Below are 25,816 nucleotides of genomic sequence, written 5' to 3'. Positions count from 1 at the left end.
ATTTTCCCATGCATTGACATGGTCATCTAAAAAGTCATTCTCGCACCGGATAGCGGCATTTAGAAAAATCTTTTACATCAATAAGTAACCGCATGAATAAATACGGAAATAATGTAGCAAAGTCATTTAAGAAACTAATAAAAATAAAGCATTAATTTACACCTATACTTGATAAGACATCTTTAGTTGGGATGAAAAAGAGAGAAAAATGGAAAATATTGAACACTTTATTGAAATAGGTTTAGCCCTTTCAAAAGAAAAAAATCATCAAGTTTTATTAGAACAAATCTTACTCAGTGCGATGGCGTTGTCACGTGCCGATGGCGGAACTATTTATTCGGTGAACGATGAAGAACAATTAGTCTTTGATACCCTTATCAATAAAAGCCTTAATATACATTGGGGAGGAACGACTTCTCATAAAATAGAAATACCTGCGATTAATATTTATCAATATCAAAAACCGAATAAAAGTGCATTAGTTTCCATAGCGGCAACTACCGGCAAAATCATTAATATTGAAGATGCCTATCACGTGAAAGATTATGATGTCACGGCAGCAAAAGAAATGGATAAGCGAACCGGTTATCGTACAAAATCGGTATTGACGCTTCCAATGAACAACCATGAAAATGATCTAACCGGTGTGATACAGCTGATTAACGCTGCCGATTCAAACAATAACGTTATCGCATTTGATAAAAAAATTGAGCGTACCATTCATGCTCTAACGTCATTAGCGGCGGTGATTTTAACCAATAAACAATTAATCGACCAAATGGAGGAGCTCTTTGGTTCATTTTCACGCGTAATTGCTTACGCAATCGATAAGAAGTCTCCTTATACGGGAGAACATTGTCGACGAGTACCAGAAATAACCATGTCACTTGCCCGTGCTTGTCATGAAATTAAAAAAGGTCCACTCGCTAACTTTTCACTCAGCGATGCCGACTTTCATGAGCTAAGCGTAGCAGCTTGGTTACATGATTGCGGTAAAGTGGCGACACCTGAATATGTCATGGATAAAGCGACAAAATTAGAAACCGTCTTTGATCGCATTGAACTAATTATTGCCCGTTTTGAAGTTGCATCATTGTATATTTCTCATCATGGAAAATATGATGCCAATGAAAAGTTGCGAAAGCTTAAACAACTCGCTGATGATAAGGCCTTTATTATAAATGCTAATACTGGAAGTGAATTTTTTGATGACGCTAAAATCAACCGAGTTTACCAAATTGCCAAACACTATAAAGTAACCATCAATGGCGTGACTCAACCTATTCTTTCCGACGATGAAGTACTTAACCTCATCACTAAACGCGGTACATTAAACAATAGAGAAAGACAAATCATTAACGGTCATATGGATGTCACGGTTGATATGTTAGAGTCATTACCGTTTCCTAAACATTTAAAAAATGTTCCTGAGTATGCTTGTGGCCACCATGAAAAGATGGATGGTACAGGTTATCCAAAAGGCTTAAAACGAAATGAGATGTCAATTCCAGCTCGCATTATGGCTATTGCAGATGTTTTTGAAGCGCTAACCGCGAATGACAGGCCATATAAACCCCCAAAAACACTCTCTCAAACCATCGCCATTATGGATAGAATGAAAGAGAATGATCACTTAGATCCTGATTTATATGATGTATTTATCGAAGAAAAAGTTTACTTAGCATTTGCCGAAAAATTTTTAGATAAAAAGCAAAACGATTTATAAGTGTAAACTAATCTATGCAGAACTAAAAACGGTGATATTTCACAAATGTTAATTTAATGTATACTGGGTATTAACAAATAAGGAGTAGGTGTTCACAGAACGAACTAAAACTAAACCAATTCAATATTAGGAAATACATTTGCAAAGTGCATATAAAAATCCTGTTGTAATATTATCATTTTTATTAACCTTCCTACCTTATAGTATTTTTGTAAAAGGCATTGGAGCGTATCAAAATATATTATTAATGTGCGCGTTAATTTCGTTACAAATTATCGCCCTCATCACTATTAACCTTGCAAAAAATTCAACGCAGTCAAAATCGCTCAAACTCTTTTGGCAATATTTACTTATGGTGACGTTTGGCGGAGGTTTGGCCAATATAGTTCTTATTGTTTTCCCGACACTTTATTTGCTTCAAGATTTTTTATCATTATTTAGCTACTTCTTTATTTTTTTAGCGATAGAAACAAACCCTCACCTTAAAGAAACTCCAGTCAATAAGTATTCAGGTGGCCGTGTACCTGCTATCTTTTTTGTTGTCGTTTGTTTCAGTTATTTTATTTTACTCCCTTATGAATTTTCTGAGTTACAGTATCAAAGTCGCCAGCCTTCGGTCATGTTTCATCTATTCATTACCGGCTTAATTGGTTTTCGGTTATTGATTAGCTTTGCAAAATCAACGACGACTTACTGGCGACATTTATATGGCATGTTACTCTGTGGTGCTTTAATCATATTTAGCGATAACCTCCTTAATTTTTTTGAATTACGTCAACATCAAAGTATTTTTTCGCTATTTAATGATGTTTTTATTTTATTGCCCTTCTTAACGTTAATCATTGCTAGCAAAATTTCGTTAACCGATAATAATCCCGCTATTTCTCAACAATATGAAGTTAATTCTGAATTGTACATGTTACTACTGGTGTTAGGCATATTGTCATTACACTTATTAGGTGAACATTATCAATTATTTTATCGTACCAACCACTATTGGCAGTCAGTAATAGTCTTAGGATGGTTTTCATCTGCTGTTGTATTTGTTGCTTTATTATCCCGTAAAAAACGCAAAGCATACCAACAATTAAAGCTGCAACTTCATGATATAAAGCATCAATTAAGCGGACTGAAAAAACAGAACGAATCGTTAAATAAAGCGATTATATACAGTGAAAATAAAGCAATTGTTAATGCTTCAAACAATGCTATTTTAACCGTGTCTAAAACAGGTAAAATTTTATCCGCTAACCCATCTGCGGTGCAGGTTTTTCAATTACTTGAACAAGACTTAATTGATTCAAGTGTCAGTACCTTATTTTCACCCGATGATAAAATGCATTATTTTTTCGATTATCATAGCAATGTTTATGAGCTACAACGTAAAGAACAAGGGTTAACCCTAGAATGTAAAGCGATTCGCTCAGATAAGAGTGAATTTCCTGTTCAAGTGGAATTACAGTGGGCGGACAGACAAGAGTCACCTTTGATCGTTATAACATTTATCAATTTAACGGCTAGAAAATTAGCAGAAAAGCAAGCGCTTGAATTAAAAGATAAATTCATTGCTAACATATCGCATGAATTTAGAACTCCTTTAACCATTATTAACGGGGTTTTAGATAGATACTTACAACACACTGAATCACGGCAAGAACAACAAGAATTAACCACAGCTAAACGAAACGGTTTACGGTTGGTAAGAATGGTCGAACAACTATTAGAATTGTCTCGGTTAAATGACAACCCTAAAATGTCATTAGCGATTTATCGTCTTGAGACTTTAATGCAAATGCCCGGAGATTCATTTACTCGCTTAGCAACACAAAGCCAATTAGCTTTTAATATTAATATACCTGCAGATTTATGGCTTGAATGCGACGCACAAGCTTTTGAAAAGATTATTTTTAACCTGTTATCCAATGCAATCAAATATACACCAGCCGGCGGGACAATCAATGTGAACGCTTATCAAGAAAAAGACACCATCATATTAGATATAATCGACACTGGTATTGGCATCAGTAAGACTTCACAAGATAAAATATTTGATCGTTTTCAACGGGCTGATGATCAAGAAAATCAAGCGATTTTCGGGGTGGGTATCGGCTTATCTTTAGTGAATGAATTAGTAAAAGCGCATCATTGGCGTATTAACTTAGTCAGTGAATACAATAATGGTAGTAAGTTTAGCTTGTCGATCCCAACGGCTAAACCGATCACCAATGAAGCCGCACTACCCTATAGCATTTCTGAAGAAGAACTTGCTTCAATTTTAGTGGAACAAAACGAGCCTAAAAAGCATATTCAAGATAAAGACCAACAAGTTGTACTGATTATTGAAGATAATATTGATATGCAAAGTCATATTAAACAAGTAGTTGAACAAGCACATCATTGTATTCTGGCAAGTAGTGGCGAATTAGGGTTATCTATCGCGCAAGAATATATTCCGGACCTCATTGTTTGCGATATCATGTTAACCGGTATTGATGGCTTTGAAGTGTTAAAACAATTAAAAGAAAACGATATCACCTCCCACATTCCGGTCATTTTATTAACAGCTCGCTCTGACTTAGATAGTCGGCTACACGGCTTAAACTTGCACGCTGACGACTACTTAAGTAAACCCTTTAATCAACAAGAGCTATTAGTGCGCATTGACAATTTAATTCAGAACAGAGAAAACCTACAACAAAGTCACTTAAACAAATTCAAAGCTATACAAACGTCTGAAAGAAAAGCCGCTAGTCATGAAAAAGCTTCATTATTAACAAGTGAAGATAATGTTATTGACTCAGTTGAAGAAGTGTTTTTAGAAAAATTAGAAAAGACCATCGCACAAATGTATATCAACCCTGAATTAGGTATTACACAATTAGCACAAAATATGGCGATGAGTGAGCGTCAATTACAACGAAAAATCAAAGTGATTTTAGGGACAACACCAAATAATTTTATTAAAGAGTTCCGGCTAAAAAAAGCACAAGAATTACTGAAAAGTGGCGCTCAAATAGGTCGAATCGCCCTAGATGTTGGTTTTTCTTCTCAAACGTACTTCGGTCGGTGTTTTAAAGAAACGTATCATTGCACCCCTAAACAATACCAACAAAAATGTGCGAATGAATCAACCGACCTTTAACACCACTTTATCTTTAAGAGCATCAAGTGTGTGAACTTGCAATATATCTATAAATTCAAACGGTTGCTCTTTAGGCTCATATAAGCCAATCCATGAATATTCAGGGTATTGATTTATGAGCCGTAAACCTTTTTCAATTAATACACTCATTTGATCCCAAGAAATATCTACGGGCTGCTCACGATTAAATGGATAAAACGAATACGCGATATTTAAAGAGATTGTTTGATCAAATACACTGTTAAAGCGATTGACCAAACGCGTTGATAATTCAGCAGCATTATTTTCTTTTTCATAGCCAATAATGGCAAAAGTATCATCTGACCAACGAATAAGCAGATCATCATGATTACGGGTATAAAGTAATAGATCAGTGAAATTCACTAATTGGCTATTACTCACGGTGTTAATATCATTTATATTAATCATTAATATATATAAACGCGGTAAAATATTGCGCTGCACAGGCAGTAAATTTTGATGGATTTGATTCATCAGTTGGCTGGCTTGTTCGATATAAATATCTAAATAACGTCTACTTTTTATTCCCGTCACTTTATCAATCGTTGCCGCCTGTTCTAATTTTTTATTTACTAACTCCAATTCCGTATTTTTGGCGAGATATTTCTGAGTCTTCTCTTCAACTTGCTTTTTAAGATCTAACTTTTGTAATTGTTCAATCGCAAGTTTTCTATTTAAAAAGCGAGAGTAACTTAATAAAGCTAAGGCAATAATCGCCACATAAATCATATATGCCCACCACGTTTTCCAAGGTGCAGGATGCATTACAATGGTTAACTCATATGGGTCACTCCATACATTATCACTATTACCGGCAATAATTTGTAACGTGTAAGTACCTTGTGGCAAGTTAGTATAGGTTGCGCGACGTTGCTTTCCTGCATCTATCCACTCACTTTCCGAACCTAGCAAACGATAGCGATAGCGTGTTGACTCTGGCGAACTATAGTTTAATCCAACATATTCAAATGAAATTAATTGATCTTTATAATCTAAGGTTAACTCTTTGAGGGTATTTAACCCGTTCTCGAATACCATGGCTTGATTTAAATTATATATGTTGGTTAATTTAACTACTGGCGCCTTGCTTTGCTCAGAGACACTATCAGGATGAATACTGATAAAACCTTTCGCACTGCCAAAATACAAAGTTTTATCAAAACTGGCAAAGACCACGCCATGATTATATTCCAAATCTCGTAAACCGTGACTGGTATCATAGTGCTTAAATCGCTTGGCTTTAGGAGAGTATTGCGATATGCCTTTATTCGAACTAAACCATATATTACCTTGTTTATCTTCATTTATACCGTAAGCCGTTTGGCTTTTCATTCCGTCTTTTGAGTTTAAGTGTTCGAACGTGAAACTTTGTGAGTCTATTTCTTGTTTCTTTAAAATATTTATTCCGGCAGCTTGTGTTCCTACCCATAAATTTTCATGACTATCTAAATATAAAACCCAGGCTAAATCACTACTTAGGCTCGTTATATCACCATCGACATGTTGAATATGCATAAACGTTTCAGTCAAAGGATCGAATCGATTTATGCCTCCACCATAGGCTGCTAACCAAATAACACCTTGTTTATCTTCTATAATTTGTAATACATGATTGGTACTAGGGCCTTTATTTGACGCTGGGCTTGTCGCCACATAACGAGTAAAGGATCCGTCGTCATTCAGGCGATTTAAACCATTATGATAAGTTGAAACCCAAATAGTGCCTTGGTGATCTTTAAGTATGTCAGTAATGCTATTAGCAGAAATAGATTGAGGATTTTTTGCTTGATGCTGAAAACGAACAATAGACTTTTCATTTAAATCAACGTTGAATAACCCTGATGATCGCGTGCCAACCCAAAGGGTCTGTTTATCTGACAATAAGCTCATAATTCGATAATTGGCGAATTTTTCAGAAATGGCTAACGCATCAATTTTGTTCGTGCGCGTATCAAGCTGATACAAACCACCATTATAGGTACTAAAATAAACAATGTGTTCTGTAGATTGTGCGAACGCACTGATATTATTACTTTTTAAACTTGGATGCTTTTGTGCGTTGTATTGGTTAAACGTTGTCATTTTAGGGTTCCATCTATCTACCCCAGCAAACGTCCCTATCCAAATCATTTGTTCTTTATCTTCAAAGAATGTCAAAATATAATCGCTTTTCAAACTAAATGGATTGGTGACAGAATGATTAAAACGCCAAAAATTGTCGTCAATGGGGTTATAAATTAACAAGCCCTTATCGGTAGCAATCCACAATCGACCTGAAGAATCTTGCTCAATAGCGCCAATAGTATTACTGGGAGGAGAAAAAGCATTATTAGGCTCAAATTTATATTGTTTAAAAGCTGCTAATTTAGGCTGGAATCTAATTAAACCTCGCTCTACCGTACCTATCCATATATAGCCTTGTTTATCCTGAAACAAAGAATTTATGAGTTTTCCATCTTTTGCAATGGCTTGATGATTATCATATTTGATGGTTTTGATAAATTGCCCCTGAAGATCGAAAACGGAAATCCCTCCGCCATTGGTGCCTACCCAAATCGTGCCTTGCTTGGTTTCAAGCAGCGCGTGGATCATATTATTAGATAAACTTTTTTCATTACCAAGTTCTTGTAAAATAACTTTATTTTGCCACTTTCCTTCGACTTTATTTAATATATTTAGGCCTTTTTCAGTCCCTACCCATATTTTTCCTTGGCTATCTTGGAGAATTTCATTGACATTATCATGACTTAATTTTGCCGATACCGAGTTAGTGGTAAACAACTTAAAGCTATTTGTTTTTTCATCAAAAAGATTTAGCCCCCCGCCTCGAGTTGCCACCCATAATTGATTCTTTCTATCCACTAATAAACGGCTAATCACATCTGAACCCAATGATGTCGGGTTTGAGGCATCGTGATGATAACTCACAAAATTATGGCCATCAAAACGATGTAAGCCCTCTTGTGAGCCAAACCACATAAAGCCATGTTGGTCTTGCGCTATAGCACGAACAAACTGATATGAAAGAGGATTATCAAGAGGAAAAGAGCCCAATAAATTGAGCTCTTGTGCCATAGATTTAAAAATAACAAAGGAAAATAAAAATAGAAAAAGTGTTTTTTTCAAAAACTACCACCTTAAAGATTAAAGCCAATATGACGATATTGGCTCTTTAACTTTTATTGTTGCTCAACCCAATGATTGACAGAAATATCTTCTGTTTGGTTAAAATCGACATTGTTCTTCCAAATGAGACCACCATCTATTTCAAAGTTATTCTTCCATATAAGGCCGCCATCTACACCAACCGTATTTTTCCAAATAAGGCCACCGTCAACTCCAACACTGTTTTTCCAGATAAGGCCACCATCGGTACCTAAACTATTTTTCCAGATAAGACCGCCATCGGTGCCTAAATTATTTTTCCAGATAAGACCGCCATCACTGTCTAAATTATCAGCAATATTCCATTGATATCTATCCCCTAAACCTTCAACAAAAAAGTTACCATGCTCATCGACATTGGCCGGGCCAAAATAATGCTGAGAGCCAGCAATATCTTCTGAGATATTCATAGCCGTATTAGCACAATCTATCGCAACACTGTTGAGTGAATCTTTCACGTTTACCACGCCAGCACCTTGCTGGAATACGCTATATGCCAGTTGTCCAGACGCGTCTGTTGCTAACCTCGCGGTTGCCATTATTCGACATTTAACATCATCTGGTGTTAATAATGGGTCTTTATCAAGCATCAAAGCAACAACACCGGAAATAACGGCTGCGGCTTGTGATGTTCCTGACATTTCGAAATATCGACCACCGTCATGAAAATCAGGATGATCGATAACAATTTTTGCATCAAACGACATCAATCCAGATAAATGTCCACCTGGGGCAACAATCTCAGGTTTAATAAAACTTTCAACGGTTGGGCCTGCAGAGCTAAAACTAGCTAACTGATCGTCTTCAAAATAGGTTTCTGTATAACTATCAGTCATTGCCCCTACGGTGATAATGTAAGGAACATTTCCTGGCACACCTACTGACATAGGTTCAGGGCCTTTATTGCCTGCTGACGCAACGACAACAATACCGGCTTGCCAAGCTTTCATCACAGCAACGTTCAGCGGATCATCCCAATAATAAGAGCGAACAGGACCACTAAAAGACATGTTTAACACACGTAGATTTATTTGATCTTTCACTTGGATCGCCCAATCAATACCTCTGATAACGTCGGCATAAGTGGCTTTTCCTTCATCATCAAATGCTTTTATACCCACTAACGAAGCATTGGGGGCAACACCATAAACTTTACCGTTAATATCATAATCACTATTTACCGCGATACTGGCAACATGAGTACCATGACCACTACTTTCACCGCCATAATTACTGATACTATTATTTATCGCATCATACGTGCCCCAAAATTTATCATAACCATATAAATCATTGGTGAGTCCTGATAATTGTTCTATGCCAGTATCTAAAATACCAATGGTGATACCATCACCAAAAATGTGTTCTGAATGAGCTGATGTAGCTTCAATATAATCGGCAACGACCGCTTTAGGTTGCCAACGACGCTGACCTTTACGCCAGCCATTGTTAGATAATTTGACTTGATGATTGATTGAAACCTTTAACCAACTTTCTTGCTTTAAAGCGAAAACTTCATCCTCAGTTAAATTTACCGCAACAGCATTAATGACAGGTAACATGTGGGTGGTTTTAAAGTTATTGATTTCAATTATCTTGTTCAGTTTCGCAAAATCGTTTGCGCTAACTATATAAGACTGGCTTTGATTAATATTACTCGATTGTTTCTTAGTGACTGTCCATGTGGCTATGGTTACCATCAATAATAATAGTAAAAATACCGAAACTTTATTTAATGAAGAGTAAAACATAGGGCTCCCCTTTGTTATTTACAACTTAAAAACTGATTTAAAACATAAGGGTGTATCTTTTGAGCGCTAACTTTCAGCACTTCTTTTATCAATACTTTATTTATAAATCGTTAGGTCTAGCTAAACTACAACACCGAACATATCTATTAATGTCCCTTATTGTCAAACAATAATATCTAACGTTTAACTTTAAAAAATTAATCAGCTATAGCTCAAAAACTAATATCTAGCCGCAAAATTTAGGCTAGATATTAGTAAACTGTTTTAAAATTAGAATGTTACTGTTACGTTCTCAGAACAATTAGCAGAACCTGCATCACATACACTATATGTATATGAACCATACGTTCTGAAACTATCGGTATAGGCGCCATCATTAGCAGTATTACGGTAGAAACTACCATTACGATAGATATCAACATCAGAGGTTGAAGCACCACTCCATGATAAATCTACTTTATTCTTGCCTTTTGAACGGTAGCCGTTAGCTGATAAAGCAATGTCACCTACCGGTGGTTCTACAACATCACCACAACCATTAGCGGTTAAATAAGCATCGGCTGCTGCCGCTTTAACAATTCCGGCACCAAAATAAACATCGTTACCAGCTGCACCAGCATCTTCTGCTGTAGCTTTTAATGCATTACGTATATCGGTACCTGTACAGTTATTGTGATTAGACCATACTAGAGCTGCGACACCAGATACTGCAGGCGTTGCCATTGAAGTACCACTCATAAAACCATAATCACTGGTTCCAATCGTAATATCCATACTAGTTGCCGCTAATAAAGCCGTTCTATCTTCGAAGGCACCACCAACGGCAGGGATCGTTGTTGCGTTGGTATCACCTAGTGTGCCGTATAACATTCCTGCTTCATTATTTATAATAACGGCACCTACACCACCTGAGTTTTCACAATTTTGTACTTTGTCATGAAATGAAATATTACCGCGGTCAATCACACAAACTTTGCCGTTGGCAGAAGAATCAATACTTTCAGCCGTTCCCATAAAATAAGTATTACCAGATGCGGAACCTGAATTTTCCATCGACGAAGAAGCAAAGAAACTACCGTCTGCTGTCAGAGCTGAACTTGTAGCGCCACCAGCGGGATATGTAGATAACGTATCAACGCCACCTGCGGTGACTTCAACACACACTGTTTCATCAGTGGTTGTCGTTGCTTTCTTGCCGCGACCTGTTGTCACTGTACAGCTTGGAAATTGAGAAAAATCAGCAATATTATTATCAGCATCATTTGCACCTATCATCATTACCGATGAATAACCTGCTGGATATGAACGAACATTGTTACCGTCATTACCTGCTGCTGCCACCACTAACCCACCTGACTCAGTGAACGCTTTAAAGGCGTTTTCTTCAGTGCTATTTGCACCGCCACCACCTAAACTCATACTAATAATATTTGCGCCGGCATTACTACATTTATCGGCAGCATAAGCTAAATCAGAAGAATAGCCCCAACCATCAGCATTAAAGACTTTAACAATGTGCATATCAACACCAGGTGCCATGCCAACAACACCCACATTATTATCTGCAGCACCAATAGTACCGGCTACGTGTGTACCATGTGGTCCGCCATTTTCATCCCAGTTTCCGGTTCCTGAATCATTATCACCAGTAATGTTATTCCATACGAAGTCTGGGTTTGAGCGGTCAAGACCTGAATCAATAACACAAACTTTCATACCTGCTGAAGCATTAAAATTAACTTGATTCGCTTGCGATTGGTAAACCGCATATGGGGTAACTTGTCCAGTCATGGGGTTGCCTGTATCGTCATTATAAACAGACAATGGCATACGACGATGATCTTCTTCTATCACCTTAATATGTGGGTTATTTAGTAAACCTTTGACACTTTCTAAATCTTTACCAGCAAAGGATGCCGCGAGAAATCCGTTACCGTCTATTTTAACATCACCACCTAATTGTTTTGCTAACGCTTTAACGATGCCTTTTTTACTATTGTCGACTTGAATAATATATCTGTCATCAGCCGCTTGTGCGCTTAATACGGTTGAAATGGCTATTGCTACTACTGAACCGGTAAATTTTGAAACTTTCATATGTCTCTCCGAATGAGGATGTTTTTTTAATTTTATTATTAATGAGTTCCATTCAATTTTTATTGAACAACGTTATTAATGAAGTTCGTGTTCTTGATATTACCTAAACACAAAAGATCCCCTAGCAAAATAGCGACAGCTTTTCGTACAAAAACGACAAGCACAACAATATTCATTATTAATCAAACACCTAACATGTTTTAAATAAATTTAACTTGGCGGAAAAATCATAAAAAACGTCGTTAATTTGCTAGTTCAAGTCACCAATTAATCCCATGATGAATAGGTTGAAAAATCAACATACAAATAATAACTACCGTGTTATCTACATAGGGAAATGTCATTTAGATAACCTAAACATTGGAGTTACCCTTAAATGAAAAATAATAATAAATATTTGTTAAGCACGTTAGCAATAGCCTTATTATCTGCTACCAGTTACTCAGTTACAGCACAATCAGCGAAAATAAAAAACATCAATAAACTTACAACAGATACTTCTTCGCAAGCTTCTTTTGCACAATGGCGTGCCAATGAAAAGCTGAATAAATTCGACTACACCGATCAATTAATTATTCAATTTAAAGATAAAAACCAAGGGCACGCGATTCCTCCTGGTTTAGCTAAGAAAGTCGGCCTAGATTTAAAACATATCAAACAATTAAAAAGTGGCTTGCACACTGTTTCTATTGGCGAACTTAAACACATAAAAGACTTAGAAAAATTCATTGAAAAAATGAGAAAGCACCCTTCAGTAGAGAGTGTTGAAATAAACTATCGCCGTTTTCTCTACTCTCAAAACCAACCTTGGGGTATCGCTAACACGCAATCTGATTTAATTCCCGATACTGATGCTGCCAATATGACGGTTTGTATTATCGATTCAGGTTATGAACAAACAAACCCAGATTTAAATGCCAATAATGCAACAGGCACCAACAACTCAGGTACAGGAAATTGGTACCAAGCTGGTGGTTCACACGGTACTCATGTTGCAGGAACGATTGCAGGTGTTAACAATACCGAAGGTGTCGTTGGTATTTTGCCAAACACTAATGTTAATTTACACATTGTAAAAGTGTTTAACGCAAGCGGCTGGGGATATTCCGGTGATCTATCTGATGCGGTAGATACTTGTGTTAATAATGGCGCAAAAGTTGTGAATATGAGTTTAGGTGGCGCAGGCTCTACCAATGCAGAGAAAAATGCATTACAAGCAGCAACAGATGCGGGTGTGCTTTTAGTAGCAGCATCAGGAAATGACGGTAATTCTACGCTTTCTTACCCTGCTTCATATGATTCAGTTATGGCGGTCGGTGCTGTTGATCAAAATGGTCAACATGCTGAGTTTTCTCAATATACAAGTCAAGTTGAAGTTGCCGCTCCGGGCGAAGCTGTTTTATCTACGGTAGCTGGAGATGGTCGCTTAGGTTTCATTACTATCGGTTCAACGACATACGGCAATGATAATGTTGTGCCACAAAGTCGCTATGTAGAAAGCGGTGGTAATTATTCTATTAATAATGTTAACGGCACTGCACAGGGTATTTTATCAAGCTGTACCGTTTCAGGCAGTAGCTACAGTTGTAGCGGTAATGTTAGCGGTAATATTTGTTTAGCAGAACGAAATGGCAACCAAGTAGGCAGTAGTTATCCTGAAATTAACCCAGCAAAAGCTTGTGCAGATGCGGGTGCAGCCGGTGTTATAGTTTACAGTGATAATGATCGTCCTGGATTACAAAACCCATTTTTAGTGGATGCTAATAACGATGTAACCGTTCCAACCGTTTCAGTAAACAGATCGTTAGGCCAACAGCTTTCAACACAATTAGGTAGCAATGTCACTTTAACGGTAAATGGCAATCAAGATTATGCTTATTATAACGGTACATCTATGGCTACACCTCATGTTGCAGGCGTAGCGGCTCTTGTATGGAGTAATAATCCTAATTGTAGTGCTAATGATATACGCAGTGCTTTAAAATCGACTGCTGTTGATTTAGAAACCGCTGGTCGTGATGACAAAACGGGTTACGGTTTAGTGCAAGCAAAAGCAGCTTCGGACTCTTTAGCAGGCAACTGTAACGGCACAACACCACCGCCAACAGGCAATGTCTTAGAAAATGGTGTTGCAAAAACAGGCTTAACTGCCAGCACAGGTCAAGAACTTAGCTTTACGATGGCAGTACCTGCTAACGCAACTGACTTAAATTTTGATATGTCAGGTGGTACTGGTGATGCAGATTTATACGTAAAATTCGGCTCAGCTCCTACGACTAGCTCATATGATTGTCGTCCCTATAAAAATGGTAATACTGAAAGCTGTCCAATAGCAACCGCACAAGCAGGTACCTATTATGTGAAAGCAATAGCTTACTCAAGCTTTTCAGGTGTTTCATTAACTGGCAGCTATACCGATAATTCAGGTGGTGGCTCTGGTGGAGCAACGGGTGGCAGTGCAAACGTCACAGATATCAGCATTGCTCGACGTGCGTGGCAATACTACACAATTGATGTACCTGCTGGAATGGCGACATTAGACTTTGATATTAGTGGTGGTACTGGTGATGCCGATCTTTATATAAGAAAAGGTGCTCAACCAACATCATCAACGTATGATTGTCGTCCTTATAAAAATGGCAATACTGAAACCTGTTCATTTACCAATCCTGGTGCAGATACATGGCATATTGGTATTTATGGCTATACTGCAGTATCTGGTTTAACGTTAGATGTAGTGTATAACCCATAAACTAACTTAAGTAACTTGAGACAAAAAAGCCAACTTTTAAAGTTGGCTTTTTATTATTCACTTTCTTGTATTGAAATCAGTTAACTACATGTTAGGATAATTTGGTCCACCGGTTCCTTCTGGTGTTACCCAAGTGATATTTTGACTCGGATCTTTAATATCACAGGTTTTACAGTGAATACAGTTTTGTGAATTAATCACAAACTTTTCACCTTCTTCCGTTTGTTCAACTTCATAAACGCCAGCAGGACAATAGCGTTGCGCAGGCTCAGCATATTTCGGCATATTTACCGTTAACGGGATCAAAGCATCGGCCAACTTCAAATGGCAAGGTTGCTCTTCTTCATGATTAGTATTAGATAAAAACACCGAAGATAATTTATCAAAACTTAACTTATTATCCGGCTTGGGATAATTGATCATGATTGATTCAGACGCCGGTTTTAACTGCTCATGATCTAACGAATCGTCTTTAAAGTTAAACGGCAACTTTCCACCGAAAATATTTTGGTCGAGCGTATTGTATGCACCGCCTAGAAAAGTACCAAACTTATGCATTGCGGGACCAAAATTACGCGTATTGTATAGTTCATCATATAGCCAAGAATTTTGATATGCTTCAGTAAACGACACTAAATCTTTACCACCAGAATGTTCAGATGCGGCCTCAGCAGATAAATCGGCAAAAATAGACTCAGCCGCTAACATGCCTGATTTCATTGCCGTGTGATTACCTTTAATCTTAGCAAAATTAATGGTTCCTGCATCACAGCCCACTAATAAAGCACCGGGCATAGTCATTTTTGGTAGCGAATTAAAACCACCTTTTGCCATGGCTCTCGCACCGTAAGAAACACGTTTACCACCAGATAAATATTGAGCAATTTTAGGATGATGCTTATAACGTTGAAATTCATCAAATGGGCTTAAATGAGGATTACTGTAATTTAAATCAACAATTAACCCAACGAATACTTGGTTATTTTCGGCATGATATAAATAGCCACCACCGTTAGTATCTTTATCTAAAGGCCAACCTGCGGTGTGAACAACAAGACCTTCTTGGTGCTTTTCAGGATCAATATCCCAAATTTCCTTAAAGCCTAATCCATAATGCTGTGGGGATTTATCGGCGTCTAAATTAAACTTTTTAATCAATTCTTTACCCAGATGACCACGACAACCTTCAGCAAACACCGTGTATTTAGCACGTAACTCCATTCCAGGTACGAATGAATCTTTAGGATTACCTTCTACATCTAATCCCATATCACCCGTTAATACGCCAGCTACACTACCATCATCATCATTATAAATAACTTCTTGCGCGGGAAAGCCAGGGAATATCTCAACGCCAAGTTGCTCGGCTTGCTCAGCCAACCAACGGCACATGTTCCCCATACTGGCAATATAGTTACCTTCATTGTGCATAGTTTTAGGCACACTAAAATTAGGTAATTTTATTGCGCTTTCTTCATTATTAAATAGATAAATATCATCACCGGTTACTTTAGTTGTTAACGGTGCGCCCTTTTCTTGCCAATCAGGAAACAACTCATTCAGTGCTCTAGGTTCAAATACGGCACCAGAAAGAATATGCGCGCCAACTTCTGAGCCCTTTTCAACTACGCACACCATTAGCTCTTGTTCTTTTTCTTGTGCTAATTGCATAAGACGACATGCCGTTGATAAACCTGATGGCCCAGCACCAACGATTACCACGTCAAACTCCATTGATTCACGTTCCATAATTTCTCCCAAAATTGTTTCACTATTGAATTTCAAACGCACGTTTGATTTTCAAACACCTGTTTGATAATATCATACCTATAGAATTTTCGTCAGTAAATACTATGCTGTAAAAGAGTATTTACTGATATAAACATATTTGCTCATTTTGAGATAAAGTTACGTTGACGTTGACGCTATCTAAAAGTAATCTTTGAGCCAATAAAACTAAGTCTAGTTCATTATTCTTATTGCGATAAAAACTAGGCAAAAAAAACCAACAAGCATAATTAGAGGCAACGATGAAAGTATTAGTCCCCATCAAACGTGTCATCGACTATAACGTTAAAGTTCGCGTAAAAGCAGACAACACTAATGTTGATTTAGCCAATGTAAAAATGGCTATCAATCCGTTTTGTGAAATCGCAGTTGAAGAAGCAGTTCGATTAAAAGAAGCAGGTACAGCAACTGAAGTTATTGCTGTATCAATTGGCGATAAAGCTTGCCAAGAACAATTACGTACCGCCTTAGCATTAGGTGCTGACCGTGCCATTCAAATTGAAACAGATCAAAATTTAGATTCATTAAATGTGGCGAAATTACTTCAAAAAATTGTTGAAGAAGAACAGCCTCAATTGGTGATTTTAGGTAAACAATCTATTGATAGCGACAACAATCAAACAGGACAAATGCTTGCTGCATTAACAGGGTTAGCGCAAGGTACTTTCGCTTCTGAAGTTAAAGTTGACGGTGATAAAGTAAATGTAACTCGTGAAGTTGATGGCGGTTTACAAACGGTAGCTCTTAACTTACCGGCAATTGTCACCACTGATTTACGCTTAAATGAACCACGTTATGCTTCTTTACCTAATATTATGAAAGCTAAACGTAAGCCATTAGATGTAAAAGCTGCGGCAGATTTTGGTATCGACTTATCACCACGTTCAACACTTTTAAAAGTAACACCTCCTTCAGAACGTCAGGCAGGTATTGTGGTTGAAACAGTAGATGAGTTAGTAGAAAAGTTAAAAAATGAAGCGAAGGTGATCTCATGAGTATTTTAGTTTTTGCAGAGCACGATAATAACGAATTAAAAGCTGATACATTAAAAACGGTAGCTGCCGCTCAAGCGATTGGTGGCGACATTCACCTTTTAGTAGCCGGCTCAAACTGTTCAACGGTTGCTGAGCAAGCTGCGAAAGTCAATGGTGTGAGTAAAGTACTGGTTGCAGATAACCCTGCTTATGAGCATCAATTAGCTGAAAACGTAAGTTTATTAGTGACAGAATTAGCCGCTGACTACGAGCATATTATTGCAACCGCATTAACTACAGGCAAAAATTTTATGCCACGTGTTGCAGCTCTATTAGATGTCGCGCAAATTTCTGACATTATTGCAGTTGAATCAGCTGATACTTTTGTTCGTCCGATTTATGCGGGTAATGCCATTGCAACCGTGCAAAGTTTAGATAGCAAAAAAGTGATCACGGTACGTTCTACTGGTTTTGATGCTGTTGCTACTGATGGCAACGCTGAGATCGTCAACATTGACAACGCAACTGACGCGGGTACTTCAAGCCATGTTAGTGATGAGTTAACAGTTTCTGAACGTCCAGATTTAGGCGCAGCAAGTGTGGTAATTTCTGGTGGCCGTGGCATGCAAAATGGTGATAACTTTAAGTTATTAGAAGGCATTGCAGATAAGTTAGGAGCAGCCATTGGTGCTTCTCGCGCTGCTGTTGATGCTGGTTTTGTTGCCAATGATATGCAAGTTGGTCAAACAGGTAAAATTGTCGCCCCTGATTTATATATTGCCGTTGGTATTTCAGGTGCAATTCAGCATTTAGCCGGTATGAAAGACTCAAAAGTAATTGTTGCTATCAATAAAGATGCTGAAGCACCAATTTTTCAAGTTGCTGACTACGGTATTGTGGGTGATTTATTTGACGTTTTACCAGAGCTTGAAGCAAAACTTTAAATAAAAAATAACCTTTAAAAACAATCTAAAAAGCCAATCAGCAAAACTGATTGGCTTTTTTATTCTATTATATTTCTACGTTAATTATATGAATAAAGGAATAAAAACGGTTTATAACTTTATTTAAAGTAAACTTCTAATGCCTCGCTTCCGCCAATTAACTCACCATCTATAAAGACCTGAGGCACAGTCTCTGCATTAGCCACGGCTTTTAAGGTGGATAAACTAATATCTTTTCCCACTTCTAACGCTTCAAAAGATAAGCCTTTTTCATTCAATAATTGCTTTGCTTTTTTACAGAATGGGCAATCAGGTTTGCTAAATACTGTTACTGTTTGTTTTTGTGTAGCATTTGGATTGATATAATTTAACATAGTGTCAGCATCAGAGACTTCAAATGGGTCACCTTCAACCTCAGGTTCTATAAACATTTTTTCGATAACGCCATTTTTAACTAACATCGCATATCGCCAACTGCGTTTACCAAAACCAATATCACTTTTATCAACTAGCATACCCATCGCTTGTGAAAAATCGCCATTGCCATCCGGAATAAAGCTGATTTTTTCTGCGTGCTGATTTTCCGCCCAAGCATTCATCACAAAAGTATCGTTAACCGATAAGCAAACAATTTCGTCCACCCCATTCGCAAAAAATGTTTCAGCCAATTCATTATATCTAGGTAAATGTGTTGAAGAACAAGTCGGAGTAAAAGCACCGGGTAAGGCAAAAACAATGACGGTTTTGTTATCAAAAATACTTTCTGTAGTTCGTTTAACCCAAGCACCATTGTCAATCATTGGGAAGCTTAATGATGGGATCTTTTGTCCTTCGATATTTTTTAACATAATACTCTCTTTTGTTGTTCAATTATTAAGTTGGAATAATTATCTAATATTTCTTGCAATAAATATAATCAATTAATTCGATAAAGATGTTCTATTAAATCTATCATCAGTCACTGAGTAATCGTTATAATTGGAAAGATAGCTAAAACTAATGTTAGAACAAAATCAACAAAATTCATTATTCATCGCAAGCATCGTATTCTTTTCCGTCCAGTTTTACTATAATTTACCTAAGTTCCCTTAAGAGTATTGTTTATGTCTTGGCAAGACCAATTATCCGATCTTGTATATTCAACTGATAAAGGCAAAATTAAGCCTGATAAAGTAAAGTCGATTACCCCAACCGATGGTTTTGCGAAAGTAAGAAGAGAAACCAAAGGGAGAAAAGGCAAAGGCGTGATGGTGATCAGTGGTTTAGGCCTAGATACTAAAGCGTTAAAAGACTTAGCCAGCAAACTAAAAAAAAGTTGTGGTACCGGCGGTAGTGTTGTCGATGAGACCATTGAAATTCAAGGCGACAACCGCGAAGCCATTCAGAAAATTTTAGAAAAGTCCGGCTATAAAGTAAAATTTATTGGTGGCTAATCACTAAGAATTCTCCATCATCTTATATGAGAAAACAATGACAACGATACAACCAAGCGAATTATCAATTTTATTGATTGAACCTTCAGATACGCAAAGTAAGTACATAATAAACCAATTAAAAGCACAAGGAATTAATAAAATAACCCTCGCAAAAAGTTTGACTGAAGCTAGAGAAATACTGACTCGCCAACATTATGATTTAATTGCCAGTGCCATGTATTTTGATAATGGTACCGCGTTAGATTTACTTAAAGAAATCAAACACTCTGAGCGTAATCAAGACTCTGCTTTTATGTTGGTTTCGAGCGAATGTAAACGTGATAATCTAGAAGAGTACAAACAGTCGGGTGTTGTAGCCATTTTACCTAAACCTTTTACTTCTGAGCATTTACATGCGGCAATTAACAATACCATTGACTTATTAACTGCTGACGAAATGGAATTAGAATATTTTGATGTTCATGAAATCCGCGTTTTATTAGTTGATGACAGTAAATTAGCTCGTAACCACATTAGGCGAGTATTAAATAACTTAGGTTTATTAAAAGTTACTGAAGCGGTTGATGGTAAAGAAGCGATTAATTTACTCAATGAAAATATGTATGATTTAATCGTGACTGACTACAATATGCCTGAGGTTGATGGCAGAGAATTAACCCGATATGTCAGAGAGCAAAGTCAACAATCTCACCTCCCTATATTAATGGTAACCAGTGAAAGTAACGACACGCACCTTGCCAATATTGAACAAGATGGTGTGAACGCACTATGTGATAAACCTTTCGAGCCAGAATTTGTCAAGCAAATCCTTTTTAGATTGCTAGAGCATTAACAGCATAACGTTTACCAATAGTGCTTATCAAATCGATTTAGTTTGCTTTGATCTGATAAGCGCGTAGTTTCATCGCTATTTTATTATGAGAAACATTCAATCTCTCCGCTAACTTTCTTGTTGTCGGGTATAAAGGGTAAAGCTCGGTTAATAATTTACGTTCAAACCTGGCTTGTGCATCAGCCCAATCAACAATACCTTCTTCTGGTATTGGAGTACTTTGAAGATCCATGTTCGATTCAAATAAAACACTGCTGACATTTTCTTCAGTGATATAGTCGTTTTCACTCAGTGCTACGAGCCTAAAGATAACATTTTCCAATTGACGAATATTGCCCGGCCAGTGGAAAGCTTTTAACATTTTTAATGCTTCTTCAGTGATAAAGGGAACGCGTTGATTGACTTGACTAGCCGCATTCAAAACAAAATGATTAACCAATAATTGTATATCTTCAGTTCTGTGCCTTAATGCAGGCAATTCTAATCTTAAGACATTTAGTCGATAATAAAGATCTTCACGAAACTGTTGCTGTTCGATCAATTCAGTAAAGTTTTGATGACTTGCACTGATCACTTTAACATCGGCAGTAAACTCTTTTGTCCCCCCTACTTTTCGATATTTATAGTCTTGTAAAAAACGTAATAATTTAGCTTGTAGGTAATTCGACATTTCGGCTATTTCATCAAGAAAAATGGTGCCACCATGGGCAAGCTCAAACAAGCCCGGCTTTCCCCCTTTACTAGCTCCAGTAAACGCACCACTCTCATAACCAAACAATTCACTCTCTAATAATTGCTCTGGTAAAGCCGCACAGTTAATCGTTAAAAATGGCTTTTGTTTTCTATCGCTTAATTGATGTAAAGCGCGCGCTATTAACTCTTTACCTGTACCGGTATCTCCCGAAATAAGCACAGGTAAATCCAACTCGGAAAAACGTTTAACTTGTGCAAGTACCAAACGTATTTTTTCTGAAACACCTATGATTGACTTTAATGCGTCATCCGTCGACGATTGCATCAGTGCAAGTTGTCGTCCGACTTTATCCATTGACTTTAAACTGATAACAGCACCCGTAATTTTCTTTGCAGAAACCACAGGATTTACATCGGCAATAAATGGTTGTTGTAGAAAGTTTATTGATAAACTTACCTCGTTTGAGGTTAAAAAGTGTTTAAGAGGAACATCGATTAATTTGATAATATTGTGATTGACTAACGAAGTTATTTTACTGTTATTGATCACTAATTGATTAGCCGCAGCATTACTCGCCAAAATGACCCCGTGTGCATCAATATCAATAATTGGATCAGAAATTCTACTCAATAAGGTTTGAAGGTGATTTTCTCTAAGCTCTGCAGGCATTTGATCAATTTCTATACAGTCAATAACACCTGATACTTGTTTTAATGAACGCTTAATATCTGCAAGCGATAAATCTTTGCTATCAAGATGAACAAAAGTAAAATTTGTTTCTACTTCAATACTCTTTACATTCCAAAATTTCAGAGAAAATATCGATAATATCTCTTGGCTAATACCAATTCTATCGGATGATTCAATTTTAACGCGCATAGTGTATTAATATTATTACAAAGTAATATTTATATTACACCCTAGATATGAATAAATTCAATAGAAATAACCAAATTGAGTAAGTATTTCTTGAAACTAGCCAAGCGCGTAATATTTTTATTACAAGCATTTGCCGAACAAGACAATAAATAAACATAACCCACTGATAGTAAACGATATTAAACAATTGGTTTCGTTATTGCTTTAACTGTTTATATAAGCATTCAAAATAACTAGTTTTAACATTTACGATTAAAACAATAAATTAGAGAGATATATGCATCACAGTAAGTTTATAGAGACACAAGCAATTCATTCTGGTCGAATTAATGACGAGCAATTCGGCTCATTAGCAACTCCTTTATATCAAACTTCGACATTTATATTTGATAACGCAGAACAAGGCGCTGAGCGTTTTGCTGGCGAATCAGAAGGCTTTATATATACTCGACTTGGTAACCCAACCACCAGACAATTAGAGATGCGCGTTGCAGCGATGGAAGGTATGGAAGATGCTGCAGCAACAGCGACAGGTATGGCAGCAGTATCAGGTGCTTTATTAGCAAATTTATCTGCAGGTGATCACATTATTTCATCTAAAGCCGTTTATGGTTGTACCTATGCGCTTATTAGTCACATGTTAACAAAATTCGGGATTGAAGTGAGTTTTGTCGACATGTCTAACCCAAGTAATATTATTGCCGAGATAAAAGAAAATACTAAAGTTTTATTTTTAGAAAGCCCAGTAAACCCTAATTTAGAAGTATTAGATTTAACCAGTATTTTAGCAATAACAAAAAAACACAATATTATTTCGGTAGTTGATAATACCTTTATGACCCCAGTTTTACAGCAACCAGCTAAGATGGGCGCAGATATTATCATCCATAGTGCAACAAAATATCTCAACGGTCATGGTGATGTTGTTGCTGGCATTATCTGTGGTTCAAAAGAAATGATCGAGCACATAAAATTAACCGCGTTAAAAGATATCGGTGCAACGATGAGTCCACATGATGCTTGGTTAATTCTTCGAGGATTAAAAACATTACATTTACGTGTAGAACGTCATTGTCAAAATGCACAATTATTGGCTGAGTTTTTAGAGTCACACCCAAGTGTAGATAAAGTTTTTTATCCTGGCCTTCCCTCTCATTCAGGGCATCAATATATTGGTACACAAATGAAAGCAGCAGGAGGAGTAATTGCTTTTGAATTACATACTAATTTAAAAGGCGGGGCAGAATTTATTAATCGAATGAAATTATTTTCAATTGCAGTTAGTTTAGGTGATGCAGAATCATTGATTCAACATCCTGCTTCAATGACACATTCACCTTATACTGATGAGGAGCGCAGAGCAGCAGGTATAAGCGATAGTTTAATAAGAATTTCAGCTGGTCTTGAAAACGTGACTGACTTAATTGAGGATTTAAAACAATCGCTAGATGCGATTGAAAACCCTTGTCAAAGTGTGGCCTAATTCTCAATAAACTAATTTAAAAATCCTCAGCGTCATTGTTATACGCACCATATAATGACGTTGAGCTAAACTCCCCCTATAATTAACCTCTTGAAAATTAGATAAGTTTTACCTACCTTTTTTAGGTTTATTTTTCCTACCTCGGCCACGGGCTTGCTTTTTAGCTTCACGTTCTGCAATTTTATTTTCTTGTATCTTAGCAAAATGGTGATTCTCTTGTTCAACCATTTCTGGCATTTCAAAAGTTAAACCACCTAAAGTTTTATCTCTAATTTCATTGATTAAAATAGCTGATGCTTTATGAAAATCAACTCGGCCTCCACTTTTTACACATCCTCGTATACGACCAATAGCTTCAATTAACTCAACTTCAGTATGTGGTAAATCTGCTAATTTATATCTCTCTTTTAAGCGCTTGGGGTAAGCCTGCAATAAATACTCACCAGCAAAACAAGCAATATCATCGTGATCAAAAGCAGTATCTTTTACTGCACTAGTGATCGCTAATCGGTACCCACTATTTTCATTTACAATTTTAGGCCATAACATGCCAGGAGTATCGTAAAGATATAATCCTTCTTCGAGCCTGATTCTTTGTTGTCCTTTAGTAACCGCCGGTTCATTACCTACTTTAGCTTTTGCTTTTCCAACTAACGTATTTAGCAGAGTCGACTTACCTACGTTAGGAATTCCCATAATTACGACATTAATTTGCTTTCCCGCTTCATCTTTATTTGGGACTAATTTTTTTATTAACGAAGGAATAGTTTTAGCGACAGAAGAATTTTCAGTTGTCATAGCAATCGCTTTAACATTTTGTTGGGACTCTAAATAATCGAGCCAATGCTTCGTTTTTTCAGGGTCTGCTAAATCACTTTTATTTAAAATTTTTATTAATGGTTTATCCCCTCGGATCTCAGTGATCATCGGATTTTCACTACTAAAGGGTAGGCGTGCGTCGCATACTTCAATAACAACATCAATTTGCGGAAGAATTTCTTTAATTTCTTTTTGAGCCTTATGCATATGCCCAGGAAACCAATTTATAGCCATTATAAAATTATCACATTAAGTTTTTGTAGATTTTAACAAAAATACTAATTTCCGGCATTAAATAATCATTTTATCTATCCAATAACTTCAACTTGCCATAAAAGTACGAACAACATCGTAAATATATCTAGCAATTACGATAAAATTCGTACATATTGATAAAAGAAAATAAATAAAAGGTAACGACATGACTAGAAAAAAACATGAAAACATAAATAACGAAGGCGATGTAGATATGACGCCAATGTTAGACATCGTATTTATATTATTAATATTCTTCATTGTTACTACTTCGTTCATTAAAGAAGAAGGTTTAGAAGTTAATCGCCCTAAAGCTAACAAAAGTAGTAAAAGTAACTCACCAGTAATCGTAGTGACAATTAATGATTCTGGTTTAGTTTCCCTAAATGGCAAATTGGTTGATATTGAAAGGTTAGCTGCCAGAATAGAAAGTTATCTAGCCACTAACAATACAAACAGTGCAGTCGTGATTCCTAGTTACGACACAAGTCACGATCATGTAGTACAAGTTATTGATAAAATTAAAACCTTTGATCATTTAACGATATCAATAGGGAAATAAAGTTATTCAAACTATTCACAAGGTTTGAGGTAAAATAATTTTATAAAAATGTATAGAGAGAAATCTAAAAGCCCGCTACAAGCATGCGGGCTTTTGTGAACTTTAGCTCGTATATAAGGCTTTCAATCACCTACTCTCATCTAATGTCAAGCACACTCAGATACTTTGTATTGCTGGCAATACAATTTGCTTGCATAAAAGGCGAATGTTTCGAAGGCAGGAATACTCATAGAACTAGCTGTTCAGCGTTTCAAGCACAGAAACAGGCTTTCCGTCCCAGAAATATGATCACTATGCTGTAGGCAACAAGAGGCCTCTTTCATGTCGGGCGTATATTTCACACTGACATATCTTTATATCTTGATAGAAAAAACATCGCATGCGGGTAATCAAATGACACGCACAAAAAAAGGCTATCCGTTAGGATAGCCTTTTCTCATAATAGAAGCCTAGCAATGTCCTACTCTCACATGGGAACTCCCACACTACCATCGGC

Annotated in this window: 16 protein-coding genes; 9 read left to right on the top strand and 7 right to left on the bottom strand. The window is 36.8% G+C overall.

What is annotated here, in order from left to right:
• Positions 1 to 208 precede the first annotated feature (208 nt).
• Both RM573_RS12625 and RM573_RS12620 read left to right on the top strand, forming a co-directional pair.
• A complete protein-coding gene (locus RM573_RS12625) occupies positions 209 to 1,726 on the top strand; it encodes an HD domain-containing phosphohydrolase (protein ID WP_311582552.1) in 1,518 nt (505 codons plus the stop codon).
• Positions 1,727 to 1,865: 139 nt separating this feature from the next.
• The gene (locus tag RM573_RS12620) at positions 1,866 to 4,868 is read left to right on the top strand and encodes a hybrid sensor histidine kinase/response regulator transcription factor (protein ID WP_311582551.1); all 3,003 of its coding nucleotides are present in this window, start codon (positions 1,866 to 1,868) and stop codon (positions 4,866 to 4,868) included.
• Here the strand turns inward: RM573_RS12620 and RM573_RS12615 are convergent.
• From RM573_RS12615 to RM573_RS12605, 3 genes are all read right to left on the bottom strand, one after another.
• Positions 4,854 to 8,015: a ligand-binding sensor domain-containing protein gene (locus RM573_RS12615; protein ID WP_311582548.1), complete on the bottom strand. Its 3,162-nt coding sequence runs from the start codon at positions 8,013 to 8,015 to the stop codon at positions 4,854 to 4,856. The genes RM573_RS12620 and RM573_RS12615 overlap by 15 nt on opposite strands.
• Before the next feature lie 53 nt (positions 8,016 to 8,068).
• Positions 8,069 to 9,805, bottom strand: a complete 1,737-nt coding sequence (locus RM573_RS12610) for a S8 family peptidase (protein WP_311582545.1) — start codon at positions 9,803 to 9,805, stop codon at positions 8,069 to 8,071.
• Between the two features lie 270 nt (positions 9,806 to 10,075).
• A complete protein-coding gene (locus RM573_RS12605) occupies positions 10,076 to 11,902 on the bottom strand; it encodes a S8 family serine peptidase (RefSeq protein ID WP_311582543.1) in 1,827 nt (608 codons plus the stop codon).
• A 376-nt stretch (positions 11,903 to 12,278) separates the two neighbouring features.
• Between RM573_RS12605 and RM573_RS12600 the strand changes: the two genes are divergently transcribed.
• Positions 12,279 to 14,654, top strand: coding sequence for a S8 family serine peptidase (locus RM573_RS12600; protein ID WP_311582540.1), 2,376 nt, complete (start codon positions 12,279 to 12,281; stop codon positions 14,652 to 14,654).
• Between the two features lie 84 nt (positions 14,655 to 14,738).
• On the opposite strand, the gene RM573_RS12595 is transcribed toward RM573_RS12600, so the two are convergent.
• Positions 14,739 to 16,403: an electron transfer flavoprotein-ubiquinone oxidoreductase gene (locus RM573_RS12595; protein ID WP_311582537.1), complete on the bottom strand. Its 1,665-nt coding sequence runs from the start codon at positions 16,401 to 16,403 to the stop codon at positions 14,739 to 14,741.
• 281 nt (positions 16,404 to 16,684) lie between these two features.
• Here RM573_RS12595 and RM573_RS12590 point away from each other — a divergent pair, with 281 nt between their 5' ends.
• Both RM573_RS12590 and RM573_RS12585 read left to right on the top strand, forming a co-directional pair.
• Complete coding sequence (locus tag RM573_RS12590) at positions 16,685 to 17,437, top strand: electron transfer flavoprotein subunit beta/FixA family protein (protein ID WP_311582534.1); 753 nt, start codon at positions 16,685 to 16,687, stop codon at positions 17,435 to 17,437.
• A complete protein-coding gene (locus RM573_RS12585; RefSeq protein ID WP_311582531.1) occupies positions 17,434 to 18,360 on the top strand; it encodes an electron transfer flavoprotein subunit alpha/FixB family protein in 927 nt (308 codons plus the stop codon). The genes RM573_RS12590 and RM573_RS12585 overlap by 4 nt, the downstream gene beginning before the upstream one ends.
• Positions 18,361 to 18,479: 119 nt before the next feature.
• Here the strand turns inward: RM573_RS12585 and RM573_RS12580 are convergent, their stop codons facing one another.
• On the bottom strand, positions 18,480 to 19,208 hold the full coding sequence (locus RM573_RS12580; protein ID WP_311582528.1) for a glutathione peroxidase: 729 nt from the start codon (positions 19,206 to 19,208) through the stop codon (positions 18,480 to 18,482).
• A 255-nt stretch (positions 19,209 to 19,463) separates the two neighbouring features.
• Here RM573_RS12580 and RM573_RS12575 point away from each other — a divergent pair, with 255 nt between their 5' ends.
• Positions 19,464 to 19,793: an SUI1 family translation initiation factor gene (locus tag RM573_RS12575; protein WP_311582525.1), complete on the top strand. Its 330-nt coding sequence runs from the start codon at positions 19,464 to 19,466 to the stop codon at positions 19,791 to 19,793.
• 37 nt (positions 19,794 to 19,830) lie between these two features.
• Positions 19,831 to 20,628 (top strand): response regulator, encoded by a 798-nt coding sequence (locus RM573_RS12570; protein WP_311582522.1) that lies wholly within the window; start codon positions 19,831 to 19,833, stop codon positions 20,626 to 20,628.
• Between the two features lie 37 nt (positions 20,629 to 20,665).
• Here RM573_RS12570 and RM573_RS12565 read toward each other — a convergent pair whose 3' ends face one another.
• Positions 20,666 to 22,201, bottom strand: coding sequence for a sigma 54-interacting transcriptional regulator (locus RM573_RS12565; protein WP_311582519.1), 1,536 nt, complete (start codon positions 22,199 to 22,201; stop codon positions 20,666 to 20,668).
• A 277-nt stretch (positions 22,202 to 22,478) separates the two neighbouring features.
• On the opposite strand from RM573_RS12565, the gene megL reads away from it, so the two are divergent.
• Complete coding sequence (gene megL, locus RM573_RS12560; RefSeq protein ID WP_311582516.1) at positions 22,479 to 23,684, top strand: methionine gamma-lyase; 1,206 nt, start codon at positions 22,479 to 22,481, stop codon at positions 23,682 to 23,684.
• Between the two features lie 108 nt (positions 23,685 to 23,792).
• On the opposite strand, the gene ylqF is transcribed toward megL, so the two are convergent.
• Positions 23,793 to 24,737 carry a ribosome biogenesis GTPase YlqF gene (ylqF, locus tag RM573_RS12555; protein WP_311582513.1) on the bottom strand — a complete coding sequence of 315 codons (945 nt, stop codon included), beginning with the start codon at positions 24,735 to 24,737 and terminating at the stop codon, positions 23,793 to 23,795.
• A 187-nt stretch (positions 24,738 to 24,924) separates the two neighbouring features.
• Between ylqF and RM573_RS12550 the strand changes: the two genes are divergently transcribed.
• Positions 24,925 to 25,320, top strand: coding sequence for an ExbD/TolR family protein (locus RM573_RS12550; RefSeq protein WP_311582510.1), 396 nt, complete (start codon positions 24,925 to 24,927; stop codon positions 25,318 to 25,320).
• The last annotated feature ends 496 nt before the right edge of the window (positions 25,321 to 25,816 follow it).

The organism is Thalassotalea castellviae (assembly GCF_031846185.1).
In the GTDB taxonomy this organism is placed as follows: Bacteria; Pseudomonadota; Gammaproteobacteria; order Enterobacterales; family Alteromonadaceae; genus Thalassotalea_H; species Thalassotalea_H castellviae.
Note: the sequence above shows the minus strand (reverse complement) of the source record. Positions and strands in the feature narration are given on the sequence as shown.